Annotated in this window: 23 protein-coding genes; 12 read left to right on the forward strand and 11 right to left on the reverse strand. The window is 60.1% G+C overall.

The genetic code is table 11. The features are described 5' to 3' along the window. Nucleotides 1-142: 142 nt before the first annotated feature. Genes AC2FF7_RS00990 through AC2FF7_RS01025 form a run of 8 tightly spaced genes read right to left on the reverse strand, consistent with a single transcriptional unit; the run spans nt 143 to nt 5,301 of the window. Nucleotides 143-412: a hypothetical protein gene (locus AC2FF7_RS00990; RefSeq protein WP_496850206.1), complete on the reverse strand. Its 270-nt coding sequence runs from the start codon at nt 410-412 to the stop codon at nt 143-145. Next, entirely contained in the window at nt 409-1,014 is a 606-nt protein-coding gene (gene plsY / locus AC2FF7_RS00995) for a glycerol-3-phosphate 1-O-acyltransferase PlsY (RefSeq protein WP_170353591.1), read from the reverse strand. Before plsY ends, AC2FF7_RS00990 begins: the two co-directional genes overlap by 4 nt. Beyond that, nucleotides 1,014-2,294: a dihydroorotase gene (pyrC, locus tag AC2FF7_RS01000; protein WP_496850204.1), complete on the reverse strand. Its 1,281-nt coding sequence runs from the start codon at nt 2,292-2,294 to the stop codon at nt 1,014-1,016. Before pyrC ends, plsY begins: the two co-directional genes overlap by 1 nt. Beyond that, nucleotides 2,291-2,743, reverse strand: a complete 453-nt coding sequence (locus tag AC2FF7_RS01005) for a hypothetical protein (RefSeq protein WP_480866783.1) — start codon at nt 2,741-2,743, stop codon at nt 2,291-2,293. The genes pyrC and AC2FF7_RS01005 overlap by 4 nt, the downstream gene beginning before the upstream one ends. After that, complete coding sequence (locus AC2FF7_RS01010; protein ID WP_496905064.1) at nt 2,740-3,126, reverse strand: hypothetical protein; 387 nt, start codon at nt 3,124-3,126, stop codon at nt 2,740-2,742. Before AC2FF7_RS01010 ends, AC2FF7_RS01005 begins: the two co-directional genes overlap by 4 nt. Continuing rightward, the gene (locus tag AC2FF7_RS01015; RefSeq protein ID WP_496905065.1) at nt 3,111-3,629 is read right to left on the reverse strand and encodes a hypothetical protein; all 519 of its coding nucleotides are present in this window, start codon (nt 3,627-3,629) and stop codon (nt 3,111-3,113) included. The genes AC2FF7_RS01010 and AC2FF7_RS01015 overlap by 16 nt, the downstream gene beginning before the upstream one ends. Continuing rightward, entirely contained in the window at nt 3,626-4,561 is a 936-nt protein-coding gene (locus AC2FF7_RS01020; RefSeq protein ID WP_170751903.1) for an aspartate carbamoyltransferase catalytic subunit, read from the reverse strand. Before AC2FF7_RS01020 ends, AC2FF7_RS01015 begins: the two co-directional genes overlap by 4 nt. Nucleotides 4,562-4,620: 59 nt before the next feature. Further along, nucleotides 4,621-5,301, reverse strand: coding sequence for a scavenger receptor class F, member 2 (locus tag AC2FF7_RS01025; protein WP_170751901.1), 681 nt, complete (start codon nt 5,299-5,301; stop codon nt 4,621-4,623). A gap of 73 nt (nt 5,302-5,374) precedes the next feature. On the opposite strand from AC2FF7_RS01025, the gene AC2FF7_RS01030 reads away from it, so the two are divergent. From AC2FF7_RS01030 to AC2FF7_RS01055, 6 genes are all read left to right on the forward strand, one after another. Continuing rightward, nucleotides 5,375-6,136: a uracil-DNA glycosylase gene (locus AC2FF7_RS01030; RefSeq protein WP_496905066.1), complete on the forward strand. Its 762-nt coding sequence runs from the start codon at nt 5,375-5,377 to the stop codon at nt 6,134-6,136. Then, entirely contained in the window at nt 6,136-6,735 is a 600-nt protein-coding gene (locus AC2FF7_RS01035; RefSeq protein ID WP_480866790.1) for a metallophosphoesterase family protein, read from the forward strand. Before AC2FF7_RS01030 ends, AC2FF7_RS01035 begins: the two co-directional genes overlap by 1 nt. Continuing rightward, nucleotides 6,732-7,352: a LysE family translocator gene (locus tag AC2FF7_RS01040; RefSeq protein ID WP_496905067.1), complete on the forward strand. Its 621-nt coding sequence runs from the start codon at nt 6,732-6,734 to the stop codon at nt 7,350-7,352. Before AC2FF7_RS01035 ends, AC2FF7_RS01040 begins: the two co-directional genes overlap by 4 nt. 6 nt (nt 7,353-7,358) lie before the next feature. Further along, nucleotides 7,359-7,901: a molybdenum cofactor biosynthesis protein B gene (gene moaB, locus AC2FF7_RS01045; protein WP_496905068.1), complete on the forward strand. Its 543-nt coding sequence runs from the start codon at nt 7,359-7,361 to the stop codon at nt 7,899-7,901. A 106-nt stretch (nt 7,902-8,007) separates the two neighbouring features. Beyond that, nucleotides 8,008-9,462: an efflux RND transporter periplasmic adaptor subunit gene (locus AC2FF7_RS01050; RefSeq protein ID WP_170353580.1), complete on the forward strand. Its 1,455-nt coding sequence runs from the start codon at nt 8,008-8,010 to the stop codon at nt 9,460-9,462. Between the two features lie 5 nt (nt 9,463-9,467). Then, nucleotides 9,468-12,866: an efflux RND transporter permease subunit gene (locus AC2FF7_RS01055; protein ID WP_496905069.1), complete on the forward strand. Its 3,399-nt coding sequence runs from the start codon at nt 9,468-9,470 to the stop codon at nt 12,864-12,866. Here AC2FF7_RS01055 and AC2FF7_RS01060 read toward each other — a convergent pair. Beyond that, complete coding sequence (locus AC2FF7_RS01060) at nt 12,863-13,282, reverse strand: NUDIX hydrolase (RefSeq protein WP_480866797.1); 420 nt, start codon at nt 13,280-13,282, stop codon at nt 12,863-12,865. The genes AC2FF7_RS01055 and AC2FF7_RS01060 overlap by 4 nt on opposite strands. Before the next feature lie 5 nt (nt 13,283-13,287). After that, complete coding sequence (locus tag AC2FF7_RS01065; protein WP_480866799.1) at nt 13,288-14,088, reverse strand: protein-disulfide reductase DsbD domain-containing protein; 801 nt, start codon at nt 14,086-14,088, stop codon at nt 13,288-13,290. A gap of 157 nt (nt 14,089-14,245) precedes the next feature. Between AC2FF7_RS01065 and AC2FF7_RS01070 the strand changes: the two genes are divergently transcribed. Continuing rightward, entirely contained in the window at nt 14,246-14,800 is a 555-nt protein-coding gene (locus AC2FF7_RS01070; protein WP_170353576.1) for a YqgE/AlgH family protein, read from the forward strand. On the opposite strand, the gene AC2FF7_RS01075 is transcribed toward AC2FF7_RS01070, so the two are convergent. Continuing rightward, a complete protein-coding gene (locus tag AC2FF7_RS01075) occupies nt 14,801-15,751 on the reverse strand; it encodes an L-threonylcarbamoyladenylate synthase (RefSeq protein WP_496905070.1) in 951 nt (316 codons plus the stop codon). It lies immediately after the preceding gene. 136 nt (nt 15,752-15,887) lie between these two features. On the opposite strand from AC2FF7_RS01075, the gene AC2FF7_RS01080 reads away from it, so the two are divergent. The 5 genes from AC2FF7_RS01080 (at nt 15,888) to AC2FF7_RS01100 (ending at nt 21,541) form a co-directional block, all read left to right on the forward strand. Beyond that, on the forward strand, nt 15,888-17,591 hold the full coding sequence (locus AC2FF7_RS01080; protein WP_496905071.1) for an acyl-CoA dehydrogenase family protein: 1,704 nt from the start codon (nt 15,888-15,890) through the stop codon (nt 17,589-17,591). Continuing rightward, nucleotides 17,591-18,637 (forward strand): MBL fold metallo-hydrolase, encoded by a 1,047-nt coding sequence (locus AC2FF7_RS01085; protein ID WP_496850190.1) that lies wholly within the window; start codon nt 17,591-17,593, stop codon nt 18,635-18,637. The genes AC2FF7_RS01080 and AC2FF7_RS01085 overlap by 1 nt, the downstream gene beginning before the upstream one ends. Before the next feature lie 4 nt (nt 18,638-18,641). After that, nucleotides 18,642-19,091, forward strand: a complete 450-nt coding sequence (locus tag AC2FF7_RS01090; protein ID WP_170353572.1) for a DUF6173 family protein — start codon at nt 18,642-18,644, stop codon at nt 19,089-19,091. 64 nt (nt 19,092-19,155) lie between these two features. Then, complete coding sequence (locus AC2FF7_RS01095) at nt 19,156-20,994, forward strand: glycerophosphodiester phosphodiesterase family protein (protein WP_480866807.1); 1,839 nt, start codon at nt 19,156-19,158, stop codon at nt 20,992-20,994. Next, nucleotides 20,981-21,541 (forward strand): hypothetical protein, encoded by a 561-nt coding sequence (locus tag AC2FF7_RS01100; protein ID WP_496905072.1) that lies wholly within the window; start codon nt 20,981-20,983, stop codon nt 21,539-21,541. The genes AC2FF7_RS01095 and AC2FF7_RS01100 overlap by 14 nt, the downstream gene beginning before the upstream one ends. The last annotated feature ends 53 nt before the right edge of the window (nt 21,542-21,594 follow it).

Genomic DNA, 21,594 nt, shown 5'->3' on the forward strand with positions numbered 1-21,594 from the left:
AGTGGCCCTTTCGATTTTGTTCCGTGCGGTCGGTAATTGGCCGTCACGACACCGAAGTGGGTAATGCTGTGATCACGTTCAAAACAATCAATTGTGATTGTGCGTAATAGAATAGGTTTTGTGCAATTATGCAGAGTAGAGCTTAGGAATCGGGCGCAAAACCAACAACGAATTCAATCACTTTATCAGCCGGCATCTCACACGAGCGCAGCAATGCACCACTATTTGCCGTCATGTACAGGTTCAGGCTGATGTAATCGGTCCCGCCAAGCTCGTGTGCTACCAGCTTTATGGACTTGCCGCCTGCCAGCGCGGTTCGGCTCACGACATAGCGACGCCCGTGGCTGCGCCCAGTTGACGTTCCAAGCGGGATGCGAAAAATCGCCGCCAGGAACGGCGCCAGCGCGGTCAAGACTTTCCGATTTTGGGTTCCGTTCCGGCCCGGATGCGGGCGATATTTGCCCCGTGGCGCCAGTAGACCAGCAAGGTCAGGGCCACACCCAATCCAAACGCCGTGCCATTGGTCAGAAACATCACCCATATCGTCGACATCGCGGCAGCGCTCAGCGCTGCCAAAGACGAGATTCGCCAGACTGCTGCGGCAAACAGCCATGTCAGGCAACAGGCAACGCCGACCCGCCAGTCCAGCATCAGCCATAGCCCAAGGAAGGTTGCAACACCTTTGCCGCCCTTGAAGCCAAGCCACACTGGAAAGCAGTGACCCAAAAAGGCGGCCAGCGCAGCGATTTGTGCAGCGTCTTCGCCAGCCACGATCCGGGCCAGCAGGACGGCCATTGCGCCTTTTGCGGCGTCAAATATCAGCGTCAGCGCGGCGGCGCGCTTGTTCCCGGTGCGCAGCACGTTTGTGGCGCCAATATTGCCCGATCCGATATTGCGCAGGTTGCCGAGCCCCATGACTTTGGCGACAATCATACCAAAAGGGATAGACCCCATCAGGTAACCCACTGCAGCCCAGAGGATAAGTTGGGCCATGGAACTGTCGAACGGGGGCATCAGGGTCTCCGGTAGATTTCTTGACCTGCGACGTAGGTTGCGGTGACCTTACCCTGCATGCGCTGGCCGTCAAACGGTGTGTTCTGCGATTTCGATTTCAGGCTGAAACGATCCAGCACAAAAGGCACATCCGGGTCGAACAGGACCAAATCGGCGGGTGCGCCCGGGGCCAGACGCCCACTGTCCAACCCCAGCCGTTTTGCCGGGTTCAAAGCCATCGCCCGGAACAGGGTCGGAAGATCAAGCTGTTCGGCATGGTAAAGGCGCAGTGCGGCAGGCAACAGCGTTTCCAGTGCAACCGCCCCCGAGGCCGCTTCTTCAAAAGGCAGACGTTTACTTTCTTCGTCCTGCGGCGTGTGCATGGAACTGATTGTATCAATCAGTCCGGTCCGCACCGCCTCGATTACCGCCTGCCGGTCATCCTCGGACCGCAGAGGCGGTTTCACCTTGAAGAAGGTGCGATAGTCGGCCACGTCCAACTCGTTCAGCGTCAGGTGGTGGATCGATGTGCCTGCGGTGATGTCCAACCCGTTGCGTTTGGCGCGTTCCAGCGCGGGCAGGGCGCGGGCGGTAGTGATCTGATCGGCATGGTATTTGGCCCGGGTCATTTCCAGCAGGGCGATATCACGGTCCAAACCCATGCGCTCAGCCATGGGCGAAACGGCAGGTAAACCACGCAGCGAGGCGAACTTGCCGCTGGTAGCGGCCGCTCCGGCGCTGAGGCCGGGCTCCTGCGGATGCGCAATCACCAGTGCCCCGCAGGATTTCGCATAGGTCAGAGCACGGGAAAATACCTTGGTGTTGGCGATCATGTGGTCGCAATCGGTGAAGGCCACGGCGCCTGCGTCTTGCAGAAAGCCGATCTCGGTCATCTCGCGACCCTCGCGCCCTTTGGTCAGCGCTGCCATTGGCAGAACATTCACCGGCGCATCTGCTTGTGCGCGGCGGGTAACGAATTCAAGTGTTTCCGGCGTGTCGATCGCTGGGCTGGTGTCAGGTCGGGTGACGATGGTGGTCACACCTCCGGCAGCGGCGGCCAGACCTGCAGATTTATAGCTTTCTTTATGCCGTTCGCCTGGCTCGCAGACCTTGACGCCGATATCCACGATGCCGGGGGCGAGGCACTGTCTGCCGCAATCGATCATCTGCGCGTCCGTTGTAGGGGCTGCGCCTTTGCCGTGGTCTTTTATCTTACCGTCTGCAATCAGAAGCCAACCGAGGGCGTCCGTTCCCGCCTCGGGGTCGATCAGTCGGGCATTGGTGAAAATCTGGGCGGTCATGTCTGGGCCTCTCGGGCTTTGGTCAGGGCTTCCATGGCGGTGTCAGGGGCGGGGAGGTATTCGAATACCAGGAAACGCAGTTGCGAAAACACGATGTTGTGTCCGTTGCGATAGAATTTCAGGTCGGGATTAATGGACAAGGATTTTGCTCTAAATATCTCGCTGATCCACCAGGCGTTGCGATTGGTCACAACATAGACGCGCCGCATGCGGATTAACCGTTCCCACCACATGAAAAACGCCAGCAGCAGCGTGCATCCAATAAGCTTCCAATAGTCGCGCAAAGTCTCCGCGAGCCAAGGGCTGGCAATCCAACCGAGCGCAAGGCAGGCAATTAGAATGCCATATGCCCATCTCAGGCGCGGAGGAAAGTACCCCTGGTAAGGCCGCCCATGCCAAAGCACCTGTTCAGTGTCGGGTATTTTCTTGCGCCACCAGTCGTCGCTCATCCCATGGCCCTTTCGATGGCTGCTTTGGTGGCGGCGGGGTCGGCTTGGTACTTGATCAGGTGCTTGTCGCCGCTTTTGGTGACGACCTGCACGAAGCTGCCCATCGTGTTGACGGCCTCGATCTGGTCCAGGGCAATAGTGCGTGGGCCGGGGCCGGTGAGGGTGGTGTCCGACGTCTCCCACGTGTTTGTCAGCTCTTCCGAGGCCAGATACCACGCGCGAAACCCGATGGCGGCCAGACCCGCAGGCGCGCCGGTCCAGACATAAGGGTTTCCGACCAGCCACAACACGATCATCGCCCCGGCCATCGCGATGGCAGCAAGGGTCAGGTTGGTCTGGATATAGGCATTTCGATGCGGCGTGAAGACTATAGGATCAGCCAAAGGGTGCCTCCGACAATAAGCAGTGCGATCACCGCCAGGATCGCGGACCCGATGCGGCGCGGTGCGTTGTTTTCTACGGGGTTCTGGGGCGCCGAGAAGGGCTTGGCGCTTTCGGTCTCGAGCACGCCGCCGGTCCAGTTTGTTGCTTCCTCGGTGAAAAGGCCCAACAGGCGTACCCGTGGGTCGGGGTTCAGTGTCGCGGCTTGGCCGCGAAAAGCTGCGCTGCGGACGGCCATAACCCAGCCTTCGATAGCATCCAGCATTGCGCGGTTTAGCTGATCCTCGGACACACCGCCGCCTTCATGCAAATATCCATAGAGCCCGAGGTCTTCGAGGTCCGAGACCGGAAAGATATCGATCTGCCCGATATCCAGACCATCGACCCCAAGAACCTGATCGGCGGCACCGGGTTCGCGCAGGAACTTGGCCTCTTCGGGGCGCATGTCCAGCGTGAACAGGCGGATCACACCGCGTTCATGGGGGGCAACGGTCAGGTCGCTCATGCGGCCTCGCGCAGGTTGCGGGCTAGTAGTTCCATCGCGGCCATGCGGACGGCGACGCCCATCTCCACCTGTTCCTGAATGACGGATCGGTTGATGTCATCGGCCAGCGTGCCGTCGATTTCCACGCCGCGGTTCATCGGGCCGGGATGCATGACGATCGCGTCGGGCTTGGCCAGCGCCAGTTTCGCCGCATCCAACCCGTAGCGGTGGTAATATTCGCGCTCCGAGGGGATGAACCCGCCATCCATCCGCTCTTTCTGAAGGCGCAGCATCATGACGACGTCGACGTCTTGAAGGCCCTCGTTCATGTCGTCGTAGATCTCGGCCCCGAACTCGGCAAAGGTCGAGGGCACCAACGTCGGCGGGCCGATCAGGCGGATACGGTTTTCCATCTTACCCAGCAGGATCAGGTTCGACCGTGCCACACGCGAATGCGCTACGTCCCCGCAAATCGCGATGTTCAGACGGTGCAAACGACCCTTGGCGCGGCGGATGGTCAACGCGTCCAGCAGCGCCTGCGTGGGGTGTTCGTGCTTGCCGTCGCCCGCATTCAGCACGGCGCAATTCACCTTTTGCGCCAGCAGGTCCACCGCGCCGGAATGCGGGTGCCGCACCACCAGCAGATCGGGGTGCATCGCATTCAGCGTCATCGCCGTGTCGATCAGGGTTTCTCCCTTTTTGATCGAGCTGGCCTGCATCGCCATGTTCATCACATCCGCGCCAAGCCGTTTGCCTGCCAGCTCAAAGCTGGCCTGTGTGCGGGTCGAGTTCTCAAAGAACATGTTGATCTGCGTCAGCCCCGACAGCACGTCGGAATGCTTGGTCGATTGGCGGTTCAGGTCGACATACTTTTCGGCCAGATCCAGAATGGCGGTGATATCGGACTGCGACAGATGCTCGATGCCAAGAAGGTGACGATGGGCGAAACGCATGGGCGGGCTCCTGTCTGACAATCGAGCCGCTTATAGAAACCTGTGGGGGCTAAAGCAACCTATGGTTCAGAGCCTTCGGGCAGTTTCTCACATCCGCCTTCGGGCAGGCATCGCTCGCCGGGTCTGCACCATTTGGCATTGCCGCAATCGACCGCTTTGACCGGGACGCAGCCCTGATTGGTCGAGCATTTGAAACCCTGCCGACATTGTGATCCGGTCTCTTCGCACAGGAACCAGCCGGGGCGGGTGCATCCACCGCCGGGCAGGCAGCTTGTGCCGCTGGCGCAGGTGCGGCCATCGTCGCATTTTGGCCGGGGCAGAGTGAATTCCAGCTGGATCGCTTCGCATTCGCCACGCCCGTTGCAGGCGGTGCCGCTGGGGCAGTCCAGACTGGACCGGCACTTGTTTTCGCCCTTTGGGGCACATCTGCGATTGCCGACGCAGCGTTCAAATGGACCGCAGGAAAAGCCGCCGCCGCAATAGGTGCCACCGGGCGGGATGCAGTTTCCGTCAAAACTGCAGCGCTGTCCAACGGGGCAGCAATTCCGTCCACATCTGAGTTGCCCCGCGCGGCATTGGTTCTGGATACGGTTGCGCTGTTGGAAGCCGTTGCGATCTTGGATGCCTCGGTTCTGAACGCCGAAACGGTCGTTCACCTGCGCAAAGCCAGAGGTACTGACGGGGATCAGCAGCAAGATGACCAGAAAGAATCGAATAAGGCTCGGCATGAATAGTGCCATGGTCTGCCCGGTTGCCGGGTCGATCAAGTGCTATTCGCTTTCCCTCGGTCAAAAGCTGGTTAGATTGTGAGGCATGGAATCGGCTTTGGATTATCACACGGCGCGGGCCCTTTTGGACTGGCAGATCGAACTGGGCGCGACCGAGTCTATCGGGGATGCGCCGATAGACCGCTACGCGTTGCCCGACACTGGACCCAAGGCCAAGAAACCCGTGGCACAGGCGGCGCCGGACAAACCCAAACAGGTCGATCCGGCTGCGGTGGCCAAGGGTGCGGCTCAAGGCGCGGGATCGCTGGATCAATTGCGCGCGACCATGGAGGCGTTTGACCATTGCGAGCTGAAACGCGGTGCGCGGCAGTTGGTGTTTGCCGATGGCACGCCGGGGGCGCGAGTGATGATCATCGGCGAGGCTCCGGGTCGCGAGGAAGATCGCGAAGGTAAACCCTTTGTCGGCCGCGCGGGTCAGTTATTGGACCGGATGTTAGCCGCGATTGATCTGGATCGTCACAAGAACGTCTACATTACCAATGTGCTGCCATGGCGGCCTCCGCAAAACCGGGATCCCAAGCCCGAAGAGATCGGGATGATGAAGCCGTTTTTGGAACGGCACGTGGCCTTGGCCAAGCCCGAGGTTCTGGTGGTCATGGGCAATATCAGCTGTCAGGCGGTGCTGGGCAAACGCGGTATAACCCGACTGCGCGGTCACTGGGATCAGGCGATGAACCTACCGGTGATCCATATGTTCCACCCCGCCTATCTGCTGCGCCAGCCACAGGCCAAACGGCAAGCCTGGGCCGATTTGCTGGAGCTGAAAGCCCGGTTGGAGGGCAAGTAATGCGCATTCTGGCCTTTTCTGACCTGCATATGTCCCGCAACCACGCCAACCAACTGGTTACAGCTAGCGCAGAAGCTGATTTTGTGATTGGCGCCGGGGATTTCTGCAAGATGCGGCAAGGTTTGGACGAAGCGATGGAGATGCTGTCCAGCATCGCCTCGCCTTTGGTTTTGGTACCCGGCAATGCCGAAAGCGCCGAGGAGTTAACACAAGCCGCGCCGCAGGGTGTCCATGTCCTGCACGGCTCGGGCATGACGATAGACGGCCTGCGCCTGTTCGGTCTGGGTTACGGCGTGCCGCTCACACCGTTCGGAGACTGGTCCTGCGACCTGACGGAGGCCGAGGCGACCGAGCTGCTGGACCGCTGCGATGGGACTGACATCCTGATCGCGCATTCTCCGCCCAAAGGCTATGGAGATGTGACGTCGACCGGTGATGCGGTAGGATCTACCGCCGTGCGTGACGCTATTGAGCGGCTACAGCCACAGTTGTCGTTGCACGGGCATATCCACGACAGTTGGGGATATCGCGGTACGCTGGGACGCACTCAGATCGCCAATCTAGGGCCGCGCGTGAATTGGTTTGAGGGTGCGGCATGATTGAAACTGTCACCTTACTGGCTTTCATACCGGCGGCTTTGGCGCTGAACTTCACGCCGGGCGCGGATATGATGTTCTGTTTCGGGCAGGGTCTGAAATCGGGGTCTAAACCGGCCTTGGTGGCCAGCGTTGGCGTCTCGGTCGGGCTGATGGTGCATGTTCTTCTGGCCGGGCTGGGGCTGGGGGCTGCGGTGGCGGCGCTGCCGTGGCTGTTTGACGTGATCCGCTGGATGGGCGTGGCCTATCTGCTGTATCTGGCCTGGGGCGCGATCCGAAACGGGGCTATATCTGCAGACACACCCGCCAGACCCGCACATCACGCTTTCAGGGATGGCATGGTGGTGAACCTGACCAATCCCAAGGTCATTCTGTTCGTGCTGGCCTTTATCCCGCAATTCGTAAATCCGGCCCTTGGCCCGATCCTACCGCAATTCCTGATCTTTGGCGTGGTGATCGCGCTGGGTGGGTTCGTGGTGAATGGGCTGGTCGGGGTGTTTGCCGGTGGCGCGGGCAAGGTTCTGATCTCGAACCCGCGCGCCTCGCGTATCATGGGCTGGGTGACAGGAGGGATTTTCACCGCCCTCGCCATCCGGCTTGCCATTATGGAAAGGGCTTGACGCAAGATGTCACGCATCGACGAAAACAAAGACTTCATTCCGGTACGGATCGCGGTTCTGACCGTCTCGGACACCCGCTCGCTGGACGAGGACCGCTCGGGGCAGACACTGGTGGAGCGAATCGAAAAGGCAGGTCATTTGGTGGCGGACCGCAAGATCATCCGCGATGAGCGCGCTCAGATTGCTGATCAGTTGCGCGATTGGGTCGCCAATCCTGATATCGACGTTGTGATCTCGACCGGTGGCACTGGTCTGACCGGGCGCGATGTATCGGTCGAGGCGCATCGGGACGTCTATGAGAAAGAGATCGAAGCCTTCGGAACAGTGTTCACGATCGTGTCGATGGAGAAGATCGGCACTTCGGCCGTTCAATCCCGCGCCACGGGGGGCGTGGCCGGCGGCACCTATCTGTTCGCGTTGCCCGGCAGCCCTGGCGCCTGCAAGGATGCTTGGGACGCGATTCTTGAAAAGCAGTTCGACTACCGCCACCGTCCCTGCAATTTCGTGGAAATAATGCCAAGATTGGACGAACATCTGCGACGGAAGTAGACTGGTCGCACGTTCAACTGTTCATAACCGCTTTGTGGCTTGGCATTTTTGACCGCACAGCTACCTTTTGCGGCAGGTAGCCTGATGCAACCGGGGTAAGTGCAATATGCGTTTTCTGAGGCAAAGCCTTGTCGGGGTGTTTCTAGCGTCTTTGACGCTGGCTCTCTTGTTTGCGGCCGCCCAGATTATTGCGGGCGCGGTTCAGGATTTGTTGACGCGTGAAGACGCGGCCCCGCAGGCGCGTGAACGTATTTTTGCTGTTACGGTTCGTCCAGCCGAATTGGAAACCGTGACACCCTATCTCGAGGCATTTGGTGAAGTACAAAGCCGCAGACGCTTGGAACTGCGCGCGGCACTAGGCGGGCGCGTAGTGTCTCTGTCGGATGACTTCGAGGATGGCGGTTCCGTTAGTGCCGGCGAGGTTTTGGTCGAACTGGACCCCGCCGATGCGCAATCGGCGCTGGATCGGGCCAAGTCAGATCTGCTGGATGCCCAATTCGAAGAACGCGACGCCGAGCGGTCTTTGTTGCTTGCTCAGGATGAGTTGAACTCGGCCGAGGCACAGGCAGAGCTGCGTGGGCGTGCCATGCAACGGCAAAAAGACCTGCAAAGCCGGGGTGTTGGCGCCGCGGCATCGGTAGAAGAAGCCGAATTGGCCGAAGCTGCAGCGCAGCAGGCCGTTCTGGCCCGCCGGATCGCCTTGGCGCAGGCCGAGTCGCGGGTGGATCAAGCCACAACTTTATTGTCACGCGCCCGTATCGCGCTTGAGGCCGCCGAACGTGATTTGGAGGACATGACCGTCCGCGCCCGTTTTGGCGGGACATTGACGGATGTAACGCTGGTCGAAGGCCGTTTGGTATCCGCCAATGAAAAACTGGCAGAACTGGTCGATCCGAATGCGCTTGAAGTCGCGTTCCGCGTTTCGACCGCGCAATTCGTGCGTTTGCTGGATGCCGAGGGCGATCTGATCAACGCACCTGTCACGGTCTCGCTTGAGGTCACGGGCACTGATCTGTCCGCTACTGGTCGAATAAGCCGCGATAGTGGATCAGCCGGCGAGGGGCAAACGGGGCGCTTGCTTTATGCGCGGATGGACAACACGTCGGGTTTCAAACCCGGTGACTTCGTGACAGTGACCGTGCAGGAACAGCCATTGGACAATGTAGTGCGGCTGCCATCTTCGGTTCTGGATGCGGTTGGCACGGTTCTGGTGCTCGGCACGGATGACCGGCTCGAAGCTTTGCCGGTCGAACTGATCCGTCGTCAGGGAGACGAGGTTTTGTTGCGGGGTAAAGGTCTGGACGGCCGCGAGGTTGTCATCGGGCGCACGCCGTTGCTGGGTGCTGGTGTTCGTGTCCGCCCCTTGCGGATCGAAGCCAATGCCGGGGCTGAACCCGATTTGGTCGAGCTGTCGGACGAGCAGCGCGCGCAGCTTGTCGCGCAGGTTGAGGCCAGCGACAAGATGCCGAAGGATATGAAAGACCGCGTCCTGGGGCAGCTCAGCGAGGCGAAAGTTCCGGCATCTCTGGTGCGTCGCATTGAAAACCGGGCCGGAGGTTAACCGCTATGATGCGCGAGATCCCCGGCGCGGCAAGCGGTATACTCAGCTATTTCACCCGGCATCGCACAGTGGCGAACCTGTTGCTGCTGGTTTTGCTGGTGCTGGGTGTGGCGGCTTTGCCCAACATGCGGGCGCAGTTCTTTCCAGACGTCATCCTTGAACGTGTTGACGTCGACGTCGTGTGGGAAGGAGCGGGCCCCGAGGATGTGGACAATGGCATCGTTCAGGCGCTTGAGCCTGCGCTGCTGGCGGTTGAGGGCGTTTCCAGTACCGAGGCGACCTCGCGCGAGGGGCGGACCAGCATTCGGCTGGAATTCGAGCCGAATTGGGACATGTCCCGCGCAGTAGAAGAAGTCAGAACAGCTGTTGATGGCGTGACCAACCTGCCAGAAGATGCCGAAGAGCCTACGATCCGACGCGGTGCGTGGCGGGACCGTGTAACGGATGTGGTGGTAACCGGGCCTGTTGCCCCGGATCAGCTTGCCAAATTCACCGATGAACTGATCAACCGCCTGTTTGCCGTGGGTGTTACACGGACGACCATCCGGGGGCTGGCTGCACCGCGCGTGGTGGTCGAGGTTCCGACCGCGCAGTTGATTGCCAACGATATCACACTGTCCGAGATCGCGACCGCCGTTGCGGCCGAAGCCACGGCTAACCCCGCCGGGGATGTTACGGGCGCCAATGCCCGCATTCGCACCGGCACCGAGAAGCGAACACCTGAGGAAATCGAAGGCATCCCGCTGCGCAATTTCCCTGACGGGTCCAAGTTGCTGATCGGCGACGTGGCGCAGATCCGCCTTGAGGGCGTTGACCGAATTCGCAGCTATTTCGTAGGTGAAGATCCAGCGATGTCAGTGCGGGTGGATCGCTCGAACCTAGGGGACGCGATCGAGATTCAGGGCACTGTCGAGGAGGTCGTAGCCGAGATGCAGGCCAGCCTGCCTGCAGGCGTGTCGGTCGAGCTGATCCGAACCCGCGCGCAGGCGATCACCGACAGGCTGGACATCCTGATTGACAATGGCCTCATGGGCCTGGGGCTGGTTGTGTGTCTGCTGTTTCTGTTCCTGAATGCGCGTATCGCGTTCTGGGTGGCGGCGGGGATCCCGGTGGCGATGTCTGCGGCGATTGCTTTCATGTATATTGGCGGGTTGTCGATCAACATGGTGTCGCTGTTTGGTCTGATCATCACGCTGGGTATCGTTGTGGACGACGCAATTGTTGTCGGTGAACATGCCGATTTCCGTGCTCGTCGCTTGGGCGAGGCCCCGATGGTGGCAGCTGAAAGCGCGGCGCGGCGCATGGCGATGCCGGTTTTTGCCGCGACCCTGACAACGGTCATTGCCTTTTTCGGTTTGACTGCGATTGGCGGTCGGTTCGGTGAGTTGATCCGGGACATACCTTTCACTGTGATTGCGGTTCTGATCGCCTCGTTGATCGAGTGTTTTTTGATCCTGCCGAATCATATGGCCCACGCCATTGCACATTCCGCGAAAGAACACTGGTATGATTGGCCTAACCGGGTCGTCAATCGCGGGTTCCGCTGGGTGCGCGATCAGTTGTTCCGCCCATTCATCGCATGGGTCATCTGGGCGCGTTATGTCGTTGTGGCACTGATGATCCTGATCCTGGCAAGTCAGGCGGCGCTGTTCATCAAAGGTGATGTGAACTGGCGATTCTTCAATGCGCCCGAGCGTGGTTCGGTCACCGGCAATTTCATCATGGCAGAAGGCGCGACGCGTCAGGACACGCTGGCCATGATGCGCCAGCTGCAGACTGCCGTGGACGAATTGGGGCAAATTTACGAAGAACGCCATGGGCGCAATCCTATTGACTATGTCTTGTCCGAGATTGGCGGATCGGCAGGCCGCGGACTGTCTGCGGCGGATGGCAAGGACGAAGATCTTCTCGGCGGCATCTCGATCGAGTTGATCGATGCCGATCTGCGCCCTTATTCCAGTTTTGAATTCGTTGGCGAATTGCAGGATTTCGTCCCGCGTCATCCCAAGGTCGAATTGCTCAGTTTCCGTGGCTGGCGTTCGGGGCCGGGCGGTGATGCGATTGACGTGCAGTTTTATGGGGCAGACGTAGACACGCTTAAGGCCGCATCCGAAGACCTGCAGGCCGAGCTTTCGAAATACCCCGAAGTCTCGGCGCTGGAGGATAATCTTGCCTATGACAAGGAAGAGTTCATTCTGGATCTGACGGCGCAGGGACAAGCACTGGGCTTCCGGATTGAAACACTTGGCCGTGTGTTGCGCGATCGTTTGAACGGGATTGAGGCCGCGACCTTCCCCGACGGTCCCCGAAGCGCTGAAATCCGGGTCGAATTGCCCGAAGACGAGCTGACTGCCGATTTCCTGGAACGCACACTGATGCGGACTCCGGATGGCGTGTATGTGCCGCTGGCCGATATCGTATCAGTTCAGCGCAAGTCAGGGTTTTCTACTGTCCGCCGTGAAAACGGCCTGCGGGTCATCTCGGTCAATGGCGACATCGCGGAAGACGACCCCACCCGCGCCGAAGAGATAAACCGCGCGATGAGCGAGGAAATTCTACCCGACATCGCCGCCAAACGTCAGGTCGAATGGACCATGGCGGGTTTGAGCGAGCAGGAGGATGAGTTTTTGTCCGAGGCCCGCACCGGTCTGATCCTGTGTCTGACCGGCATCTATCTTGTTCTGGCTTGGGTCTTTGCCAGTTGGACGCGACCTCTGGTCGTTATGGCGATTATTCCGTTTGGGTTGGTTGGAACGATCTGGGGCCACTACATCTGGGAGGTGCCACTGAGCATGTTCACCGTTGTAGGGCTGCTGGGGATGACCGGGATTATCATCAACGACTCGATCGTTTTGGTGACGACGATTGATGCTTATCAGCAGGATCGAGGGCTGGTGCCGTCTATCATCGAAGGAACCGCAGACCGATTGCGTCCGGTTATGCTGACAACGCTGACGACTGTTCTTGGCCTGACCCCGTTGCTGTATGAGGGGTCGCAACAAGCGCAATTCCTCAAGCCGACGGTGATTACTCTGGTCTATGGCCTGGCCTTCGGGATGATTTTGGTACTGGTTCTGGTGCCGGCGCTGTTGGGCATTCTGAACGACCTGTCGCGTCCGATCACGGCTATGCGGCGCGCGGTGCGCGCGCCTCACCGGGTGGTGCAGGGCGCTCTTGCCACCACCGGTACAGCGTTGCTGGTCTGGTTCGGCATAACCATGGTGCTCCCGGTCATTACGGGTGCGCCTTTGGGTATATTATCTGGGCTTTATGGGTCTGCGGACGGCCTCGTAGCTCTGCAAATGGGGCTGGGCGCATTTGTTGCGGGAGCGGTTGTCATTCTTGTGCTCAGCATCGCCGCGTCTGGCCTGTTTTTCGCACGTCTCAAGGCCCGCTCGGCCTAGTTTCGGCGCAGCGCCGTCGCCAATAGATCATTGACCCGATTGCTCATGGGCAGGTCACCGCGCCGTATCTGTTCCAAGGGAAACCAACGCGCATCCAACGCATCGTCGCCTGCAACAGGCTGCCCGGACTGGTATGCGCACACCACACCAACCAAAAGATAATGCGACACTACAGCACCGTGCGAGTCCCGTCGCAACAGATCCAGATTGTCCAGATAATGCAGAGGCTTCGCCGTGACCGAGGTTTCCTCATGCAATTCGCGTTGTGCGGCTTGCAGAACCGTTTCGCCCCATTCCACATGACCCCCGGGAAAGCCCCACAATCCGGCGTCTGGCTGTTTGCTGCGTTGCACAAGCAGAACCTGCGCGTCGTGTATGACGACGGCCAGTGCCCCGATTTTTGGCGTTTGAACCATCGGGATCAGCCTGCGCTGCACCCTTTGATGTCAACCGCGTGATTTGCGCCCAGAACGGTGATCCTGATCTCGGACCGCTCCAACGCAAAGGGCGCCCCGGATGCGCTGATCACTTCGGACGTGGCAACAAGCGTGTCACCCTGGCGCTCAGTGTCGGGTTGTGATGCCCAAAGAGTGGGATTGCCGGGCTCAATCACTGCCAGTTCCTGACCGCCAGCCGAGGGCATCGTCACCCGAGCTTCGATCTGCATCCCGTCCGATGTCGGTGTCAGGCGGCAGCTGGCCTGAGCGACCCTTGCCTCTTTTGCGGAATAGGGGCGCTGCGCGAGCGCTGCGGCAATTGCCGGGTTGCGCCCGGCATCGGCGTTCAGCTTGTGATCGAAGTCCAGTTGTGCCGGGATGCAGACTTCCTTGCACACGCCAAGATCCATCGTACCTTTAAGGTGCACAGGTTGGCTGGGATTCTTCGGTGTAATCTCAACCGGCAGAACAAGCTGGTCTTCGTACCCGATGGATTGCAGTCCATTCTGGACAAAGACTTCAGGGGTCGGCCAGGTAATCGAAACGTTCCCAACATTGTCCGAACTGTTCCAGTCGAAATGCGGTGGAATGCCTGCATCACCGGGCGCGCGCCAATAGGTTTTCCACCCATCATCCAACGTCACCCGCACGGCTGTCATATAGGTTCCCTGCGTGGTGCGACCACCGTCGAGAATATCCAATTCTGCCACGGTACCAGTCACCTGAGCGAATGCCGGGGCAACAAATCCAAGGGCGAAGGTCAATGCGACCGCTGAGACTGTCATATGTACGTTCATAACCTATAAATGCGCGGTCCCGACGCAGATTCCAAGTCACGTTCAGGTCACTCGAATGAAATCTGCGGAAATCTGCGCTGATCTCTTGCCAATCGCCGCCGCTCGGGGCCATTGTTGAAGGGCACCAAGCAAGAGATGCCATCTTATGGACCTGACCGGAAAACTGTTGATTGCGATGCCGGGTATGGGCGATCCGCGCTTCGATCATTCGGTGGTATATATGTGCAGCCACGGAGATGATGGGGCGATGGGTCTGATCATCAACAAGCCGTCAGACCTGCGGATCAAGACTTTGCTTGGGCAGCTCAACATCGCCTGCCGAATCCCTGTCGTGGGCGAACGCCTCGTACATTTTGGTGGGCCGGTCGAGATGTCGCGCGGCTTTGTTCTGCACAGTTCAGACTATGATGCGAATCTTCATTCGATGAAAATTTCGGATGATTTCAGCATGACCGCGACATTGGACGTCCTTGAAGATCTGGCCTCGGGTCGTGGTCCACTCAATTCGACATTGGCGCTGGGCTATTCCGGCTGGGGTCCGGGCCAGCTTGAGGATGAGATCGCCATGAATGGCTGGCTGACCACGGATGCGTCCTCGAAACTGGTGTTCGACGTCCCCGATGACGAGAAATGGGAGGCCGCGCTTGCCACTTTGGGTGTTGATCCGTTGACTTTGTCGGCCAGCGCCGGGCGTGCCTGATCAGCGATCGCGCGGTGCAGCGGCGCGGCGCAGGCGGTCATTGATTGCTGCCCCAAGGCCGTGATCCGGGATTGGCGAAACCGCAATCGGTCGACCGGTGGTATTCAACTGGTGCAGCGCTGCAAACAGGTTAGCGGCGGCTTCGACCAAATTGCCTTTAGCCGACAGGTTGAGGTCGCAAGGAACAGACCCAAAACCCAACAGCACCTCGTCCCCCTGAGTGGCGTCAGCATTCAAGCGAACCGGGGCATCGGGCGCGTAGTGGGATAGTAACTGGCCGGGTGCTGTCAGCAGATCTCCGGTTTGATGTAGATGGAGGCGGGTGTTCAGGGTGCTCTCGATCTCTTCCAGCGCGACGCCGCCGGGGCGTAGCAAGGTTGGCTCACCGGCCAGTCCAACGATCGTCGATTCCAGACCGACCCCGCACGGACCGTCGTTCATGATAGCGGCAATGCGTCCGTCCAACCTGGTCCGCACGTGATCAGCGGTTGTCGGGCTGATTTGCCCTGACGGGTTCGCTGACGGCGCCGCAACGGGCCCGTCAAAGGCTTCAAGAATAGCGTGTGCCGTAGGATGGGCCGGAACGCGAACGGCCAGCGTATCGAGGCCAGCGGTCACCAGAGACGACACTTGATGGTAAGCGCGCAATGGCAAAACCAAAGTCAGCGGGCCGGGCCAAAAAGCATCTGCCAGAACCTGTGCCTGATCTGACCATGTCACAAATCGTTTTGCGGCGTCGACCGATGCGACATGCGCGATCAATGGGTTGAAACTGGGGCGGCCTTTGGCTGCATAAATGCGGGCCACGGCCTCTCCGTTGCGGGCATCGCCGCCCAGCCCGTAGACTGTTTCGGTCGGGAAAGCGACAAGCTGTCCTTGCCGCAGCAGGTCCGCTGCCTGCTCAATTCCGGCCGGGTCGGCGAACAGTTCGAGTGTTCCGTTGGGGATCATGGGTGGTGACGCCGCGTTTTGATTGCTTGTATCATGGGGACAGGTACGTAATCGTCCAAATCCAGATGAATAACGGTGGGCGCTGGGTTTTCCAACCCCGCCGTTGCAGACCTTTATACAGCCCCGAGGTGAAGCCATGCCATATCGCGCACCAGTCTCTGACTACGAATTCCTGTTCCGCCATGCGGTCGATTTCGGACAGATCGCCGCCACTGACAAGTTTTCGGAAGCCAGCGAAGACGTGGTCAGCGCGATTCTGACCGAAGCTGGAAAGATGTGCGAAGAGGTCATGGCCCCGCTGCAACGCCCCGGCGATCTGGAGCCGGCGCGGCTGGAGAACGGTGTTCTGCGCACCTCACCGGGTTATGGCGACGGCTGGAAAGCGATTGCCGAAGGCGGCTGGATCGGCATGAGCGCGGATCCCGAATATGGTGGCATGGGCCTGCCGATGACTCTGACAACCGCCGTAAACGAGATGATGTCAGCGGCCTGTCTGTCACTGCAATTGGCCCCGCTGATGACGCAGGGCCAGATCGAAGCGTTGGAACACCACGCCAGTGATGCGCTGAAAGAGCTGTACCTGCCCAAGATGATCGCAGGCGAGTGGTCAGGCACCATGAACCTGACCGAACCGCAGGCCGGTTCGGATGTGGGTGCGCTGACATCAAAAGCGGAACCCAATGGCGATGGTACCTATGCGGTGTCGGGCCAAAAAATCTACATCTCTTGGGGGGACAACGACTTTGCGGAAAACGTCTGCCACCTTGTTCTGGCGCGTCTGCCCGATGGCGTGCCTGGAACCAAGGGGATTTCGCTGTTCCTGGTTCCCAAATACCTACCGGACGAAAACGGCAATCCCGGAGTGGCGAATGACCTGAAAGTGGTTTCGCTGGAACACAAGATGGGCCTTCACGGCTCGCCGACCTGCGTGATGCAGTATGACGGTGCCAAAGGCTGGCTTGTGGGCAAGGAACACGGCGGTATGGCCGCGATGTTTACCATGATGAACAACGCGCGTCTGGGCGTGGGTGGTCAGGGCGTTGGCGTTGCTGAAGGTGCCTATCAGCACGCATTGGCCTATGCGTTGGAACGCAAGCAGGGCAAGACGCCTTCTGGCACCATCATCGACCACGCCGATGTGCGCCGGATGCTGATGAGCATGCGTGCCGACACATTTGCGGCGCGGGCGATCATGCTGGCCAATGCGGCGGCGATCGACATGGCGACGGCCACCAATGATCCTGAATGGGTGTCGCGCGCTGCGCTGCTGACCCCGATCAGCAAGGCGTTTGGAACCGAAACAGGCATGCGCGTCTCGGAAGAGGGCGTGCAGGTCCACGGTGGAATGGGCTTCATTGAGGAAACCGGCGCGGCGCAGTTCTATCGCGATGTCCGCGTGACAGCGATCTATGAGGGAACCAACGGCATTCAGGCGCTGGACCTTGTGGCCCGCAAGATGATGGATGGCGGCGAAGCGGCCAGCCGTCTTCTGGACGAGATCGAGGATCACGCTGAAACGGCCCGTGCAACCATGCCGGAACTAGCCGGTCCGGTCTGGGAAGCCACCGAAAGCCTGCGCGAGGCCACCGAGTGGTTGGTGTCGCAGGCCGACATGAACAACCGTTTTGCCGGTGCCGTGCCCTATTTGCATGCCTTCGCCCGCATTTTGGGCGCGCATTACCACCTGAAGGCGGCGCTGGCCGAGCCCGAAGGTCCGCGCTTCAAGCTGGCGCGCTTCTACATCAACGCATTGCTGCCTGAATACTCAGGTCTGCTGGCGCAGGCGCAAAACGGGGCCGAGGATGTCTACGGTCTCAGCGCAGAAGAACTGGCCGCCTGATGGACGGCGAGAGCCCTTTGACGATCCGTTATCCCTGGCCCGAGGCTCCGGCCCCGGGCGAGGCGACCGAGGTCGCTGAAGGCGTGCTTTGGATGCGCTTGCCGCTGCCCATGGCGCTGGATCACGTCAACATCTATGCGCTGGATGATGGCGACGGTTGGACGGTGATCGACACCGGTCTGTCCTCGAACAAGACGCGCCGCATATGGGCTGATTTGATGGCGGGCCCGCTGGGCGGCAAGCCGGTCAAACGGGTGGTGGTGACACACCACCATCCTGACCATGTCGGCAATGCCGGTTGGTTCCAGTCCGAACACGGAGCCGAGCTGGTGACAACCCGCACCGCATGGCTGTTTTCGCGGATGCTGCAGTTGGACGTGCAGGAAACCTGGCCGACCGAGACGCTGGATTATTACCGCAGCGCCGGGATGGATGCGGATTTCTTGGCCAAACGCATGACCGAACGGCCGTTCAATTTCTGCGATACGGTCTATCCGATGCCGCTGGGCTTTACCCGGATCAAGCAGGGCAGCGTGATCCGAATGGGCGGGCGCGATTGGGACGTGCATATGGGCAATGGCCACGCCCCCGAACACGCGACCTTCTGGAGCCGTGACGACAATCTGGTGATCACCGGCGATCAGATCCTAAGCTCGATCAGCCCCAATCTGGGGGTTTATGTGACCGAGCCGCTGGCCGATCCGGTGGCCGAATGGCTTGAGGCCTGTGAGCGGCTGCAAGGGTTGGCGCGCCCCGATCACCTGGCGTTGGGCGGGCACAAGCTGCCCTTCACTGGCCTTCCGCTGCGGATGAAGCAACTGATCGACAATCACCATGGTGCGTTGGAGCGTCTGCAAAACTATCTGGACACGCCCAAAACCGCCGCCGAGTGCTTTCCGCCCCTGTTCAAACGCCAGATCGGCGATGGCGAATATGGGCTGGCTCTGGTCGAGTCGGTTGCACATCTGAACCATCTTTACCACATTGGAGCGGTGACCCGGACGCGGCGCGCAGACGGGGCGTGGGAGTTTCAACGCAAAGGGTAATGCCATGGACAAAATCGAAACCTCGGCCGAGGCAGCAGAAGCGGCGGCCTTGCCCCGCTGTTACGAAGTCCATGCCAACCCTGACGCCCAATCCGGCACACAAAATCTGCCCGACACACTGCAAAAACCGGTTGAAAGCAAAAGCCCGGCGCAATGGGCCTATGAGCGGCTGATCCTTTATATCCAGAATTTCGAGAAAACGCTGGATGCCGATCACGAGGTCGCCATGGGTTTCACTGGTGGCGATGCAGGCGTGATGCGGATCGAAGGGATGGGCTATTTCGACCCTGATATGATCACCTTTTATGGCTCGGACGGGCCCGGCGCGCGGACGCAATTGGTGCAGCATGTCAGCCAGCTGAACGTGATGCTGCGCGCCCTGCCCAAATCGGTCGAGGACAAGCCAGCCAACCGTATTGGGTTCCGCCTGGCGGCCGATCTGGAAGAAAGCTGAGCGTACATCTTGCAATTCACCTCTGCGCGGCCTTGAATACGTTGGTCATTCAAGGGGAACGCTGGTGAGCCTTTTTTCAGCCGTTACAACATCCTATCGCGGCGCCTGGGCGCGACGACGTGTCTTTGTGCCGATCTATCTGGCCGTGCGCCTGCTGCTGGTTGCGCTGATCGCGCCGGGGGTGGCGATTACAGTCAATCTGGCGGTGTCGCTCTCAAACCAGACCGCGCTGACGGATCAGGCCATCGCCGCATTCATCCTGTCTCCGGTCGGGTTCGTGGCGGCTGTGGTGGTGCTTAGCCTGTTTCTATTGGCTGAGGTGCTGGTCTTTTCGGTCATGGCAGCCTCGTTGCGAATGGGTGAACGTGACCCGTGGCGCGCGGGCAGTTCCGCCATTGGCCTGATCCTATCGCGCCTGCCCGCTCTATTCGGTTTCGCGGTGCGGTTCGTGTTGCGGGTGTTGCTGTTGGTTGTGCCATTTGCCGCTGTCGCGGCGGTGATCGCGTGGTGGACCCTGACCGAATATGACATCAACTATTACCTGACGTTCCGCCCGCCATCCTTCCTTGTGGCCGTGGGCCTGATCGGCGCGGTGGTGCTGGTCATGGCTTGGGTGTTGATCCGCAGGCTCTCGGCCTGGGCGCTGGGCCTGCATCTGGTGTTGTTCGAATCCGTTGCCCCCGCCAGCGCCTTCAACGTCAGCGCCACCCGGATGGAGGGTAAGCGCGGGCGGCTCAAGCTTGAGCTGGCGATCTGGCTGTGCCTGCGCATTGTCATTGCCGCGTTGATTGCGACGGTGGCGGGGTTGTTGTTCGATCTGGTGCCGCTGCAGGGGGCGTCTCATCTGAAGCTGGCGCTGATCTACAGTTTGATCGTAGCCGGGCTGTGGTCTCTGGCCGGGCTGGTTCTGGCCGCAACGGCGCTGGGCGCGCTGGCGGTGCTGCTGGATGGGTTTTTCGAGATCAAGACCTCGGAGCCCCCGCATCCCGAACCGGGCAATCTGCGCGTGCCGCTTCTCGCCGCTCTTGGCGGCGCGGCGGTGGCCTTGGTTGCGGGGCTATGGGTCGGGCAGGAGGTGCTGGACCGTGTCGATGCCCCCGACCGGGCCGAGGTGATCGGCCACCGGGGGGCTGCAGCGTTGCGGCCGGAAAACACCATGGCCGCAGTTCTGAAAGCCATCGAGGACGGTGCCGATTGGGTCGAGATCGACGTGCAGGAAACGGCAGATGACGTGGTGATTGTGGCTCATGACAGTGATTTCATGAAACTGGCGGGCGTGCCCACCAAGGTCTGGGATGCCACGATGGAAGACGTGGCCGAGATCGACATCGGCAGTTGGTTCGATCCTGAATACGCCGACGAACGCACCCCGACTCTGCGACAAGTTCTGGAGGCAGCAAAGGGCAAGGCCAAGGTCATCATTGAGTTGAAATATTACGGTCACGACGTCGATCTGGAAAATCGCGTCGCCGCGCTGGTGGAAGAGTTCGAGATGCAGGACGACATCGCCACCATGTCGCTGAAATACCCCGCCGTGCAGAAAATGGAAAAACTGCGCCCTGACTGGCGCGCCGGTGTTCTGGCCGCCACGGCGGTCGGAGACCTTTCAGGGCTTGAAGGTGAGTTTGTGGCCGTCAATGCGGGCATGGCGACGCCGGGGCTGGTCCGCAGCGTGCAGGCGGCGGGCAAGGATATCTATGTCTGGACGGTGAATGACCCGCTGCAGATGTCGGCCATGGCTTCGATGGGGGTAGACGGGTTGATCACCGATGACCCGGCGCTGGCCAACGAGGTGTTGCGCATCCGGGCCGAGATGGGCCCGGCTGAGCGCCTTTTGCTGTGGCTTGCAACTACTTTTGGCATGTCCGTGGACAAACAGGCGATGCGCGATGCAAGCCCGTAAACTGGCGCTGATCCTGTCGGTTCTGGCCAACCCGCTCGCGGCGCAAGATTTCATGCGCAGCCTCGAACTGCCCGCCCATCGCGCGCTGATCGCGCAAAGCGAGGGAGCAGATTTAACAGTATTCGAGACTGATGGATGCTCGGGCGGGTTGTCGACCAGCTGGCGGTTCGTGGCCGAGACATTCCCGAAGTTCCGCGCTTTGTATGAAGCGCACCCACCCTGGGAATACTGCTGCGTGGCCCATGATCGGGCCTATCACAACGCGGGTGCAGCCCTGCGCGCCGAAGACAGTTATGACGCGCGCCTGTCAGCGGATGACACGCTGCGCGCCTGCGTGAAACAGCACGGCACTGAGCACGCCGAAGAGTATTCCGTCCGATATGACATGGCACCCGACCAGATTCGCACCGCCCATTCCGTGACAGCCGAAGCGATGTTTGCGGCTGTTCGATTCGGCGGCGCACCCTGTTCTGGCCTGCCGTGGCGCTGGGGCTTCGGGTATCCGGGCTGTTCGGTGTTCCAATCTGCGGCCCCTGCGCGCGAATGACGTGGTGACAGCCCTCGCGTTTTCGATTACCAACGTCTCAAACACGCGAATTG

Source organism: Ruegeria sp. YTSC325, from assembly GCF_059609525.1.

Coding starts and splice junctions, on each gene's coding strand:
- AC2FF7_RS01080 (WP_496905071.1), top strand. CDS start 15,888: ATGCCATATCGCGCACCAGTCTCTGACTACGAATTCCTGTTCCGCCAT.
- AC2FF7_RS01040 (WP_496905067.1), top strand. CDS start 6,732: ATGATTGAAACTGTCACCTTACTGGCTTTCATACCGGCGGCTTTGGCG.
- AC2FF7_RS01075 (WP_496905070.1), bottom strand. CDS start 15,751: ATGATCCCCAACGGAACACTCGAACTGTTCGCCGACCCGGCCGGAATT.
- AC2FF7_RS01020 (WP_170751903.1), bottom strand. CDS start 4,561: ATGCGTTTCGCCCATCGTCACCTTCTTGGCATCGAGCATCTGTCGCAG.
- AC2FF7_RS01100 (WP_496905072.1), top strand. CDS start 20,981: ATGCAAGCCCGTAAACTGGCGCTGATCCTGTCGGTTCTGGCCAACCCG.
- AC2FF7_RS01035 (WP_480866790.1), top strand. CDS start 6,136: ATGCGCATTCTGGCCTTTTCTGACCTGCATATGTCCCGCAACCACGCC.
- moaB (WP_496905068.1), top strand. CDS start 7,359: ATGTCACGCATCGACGAAAACAAAGACTTCATTCCGGTACGGATCGCG.
- AC2FF7_RS01065 (WP_480866799.1), bottom strand. CDS start 14,088: ATGACAGTCTCAGCGGTCGCATTGACCTTCGCCCTTGGATTTGTTGCC.
- AC2FF7_RS01090 (WP_170353572.1), top strand. CDS start 18,642: ATGGACAAAATCGAAACCTCGGCCGAGGCAGCAGAAGCGGCGGCCTTG.
- AC2FF7_RS01015 (WP_496905065.1), bottom strand. CDS start 3,629: ATGAGCGACCTGACCGTTGCCCCCCATGAACGCGGTGTGATCCGCCTG.
- AC2FF7_RS01070 (WP_170353576.1), top strand. CDS start 14,246: ATGGACCTGACCGGAAAACTGTTGATTGCGATGCCGGGTATGGGCGAT.
- AC2FF7_RS01055 (WP_496905069.1), top strand. CDS start 9,468: ATGATGCGCGAGATCCCCGGCGCGGCAAGCGGTATACTCAGCTATTTC.
- AC2FF7_RS01060 (WP_480866797.1), bottom strand. CDS start 13,282: ATGGTTCAAACGCCAAAAATCGGGGCACTGGCCGTCGTCATACACGAC.
- AC2FF7_RS01030 (WP_496905066.1), top strand. CDS start 5,375: ATGGAATCGGCTTTGGATTATCACACGGCGCGGGCCCTTTTGGACTGG.
- pyrC (WP_496850204.1), bottom strand. CDS start 2,294: ATGACCGCCCAGATTTTCACCAATGCCCGACTGATCGACCCCGAGGCG.
- plsY (WP_170353591.1), bottom strand. CDS start 1,014: ATGCCCCCGTTCGACAGTTCCATGGCCCAACTTATCCTCTGGGCTGCA.
- AC2FF7_RS01025 (WP_170751901.1), bottom strand. CDS start 5,301: ATGGCACTATTCATGCCGAGCCTTATTCGATTCTTTCTGGTCATCTTG.
- AC2FF7_RS01050 (WP_170353580.1), top strand. CDS start 8,008: ATGCGTTTTCTGAGGCAAAGCCTTGTCGGGGTGTTTCTAGCGTCTTTG.
- AC2FF7_RS01005 (WP_480866783.1), bottom strand. CDS start 2,743: ATGAGCGACGACTGGTGGCGCAAGAAAATACCCGACACTGAACAGGTG.
- AC2FF7_RS01085 (WP_496850190.1), top strand. CDS start 17,591: ATGGACGGCGAGAGCCCTTTGACGATCCGTTATCCCTGGCCCGAGGCT.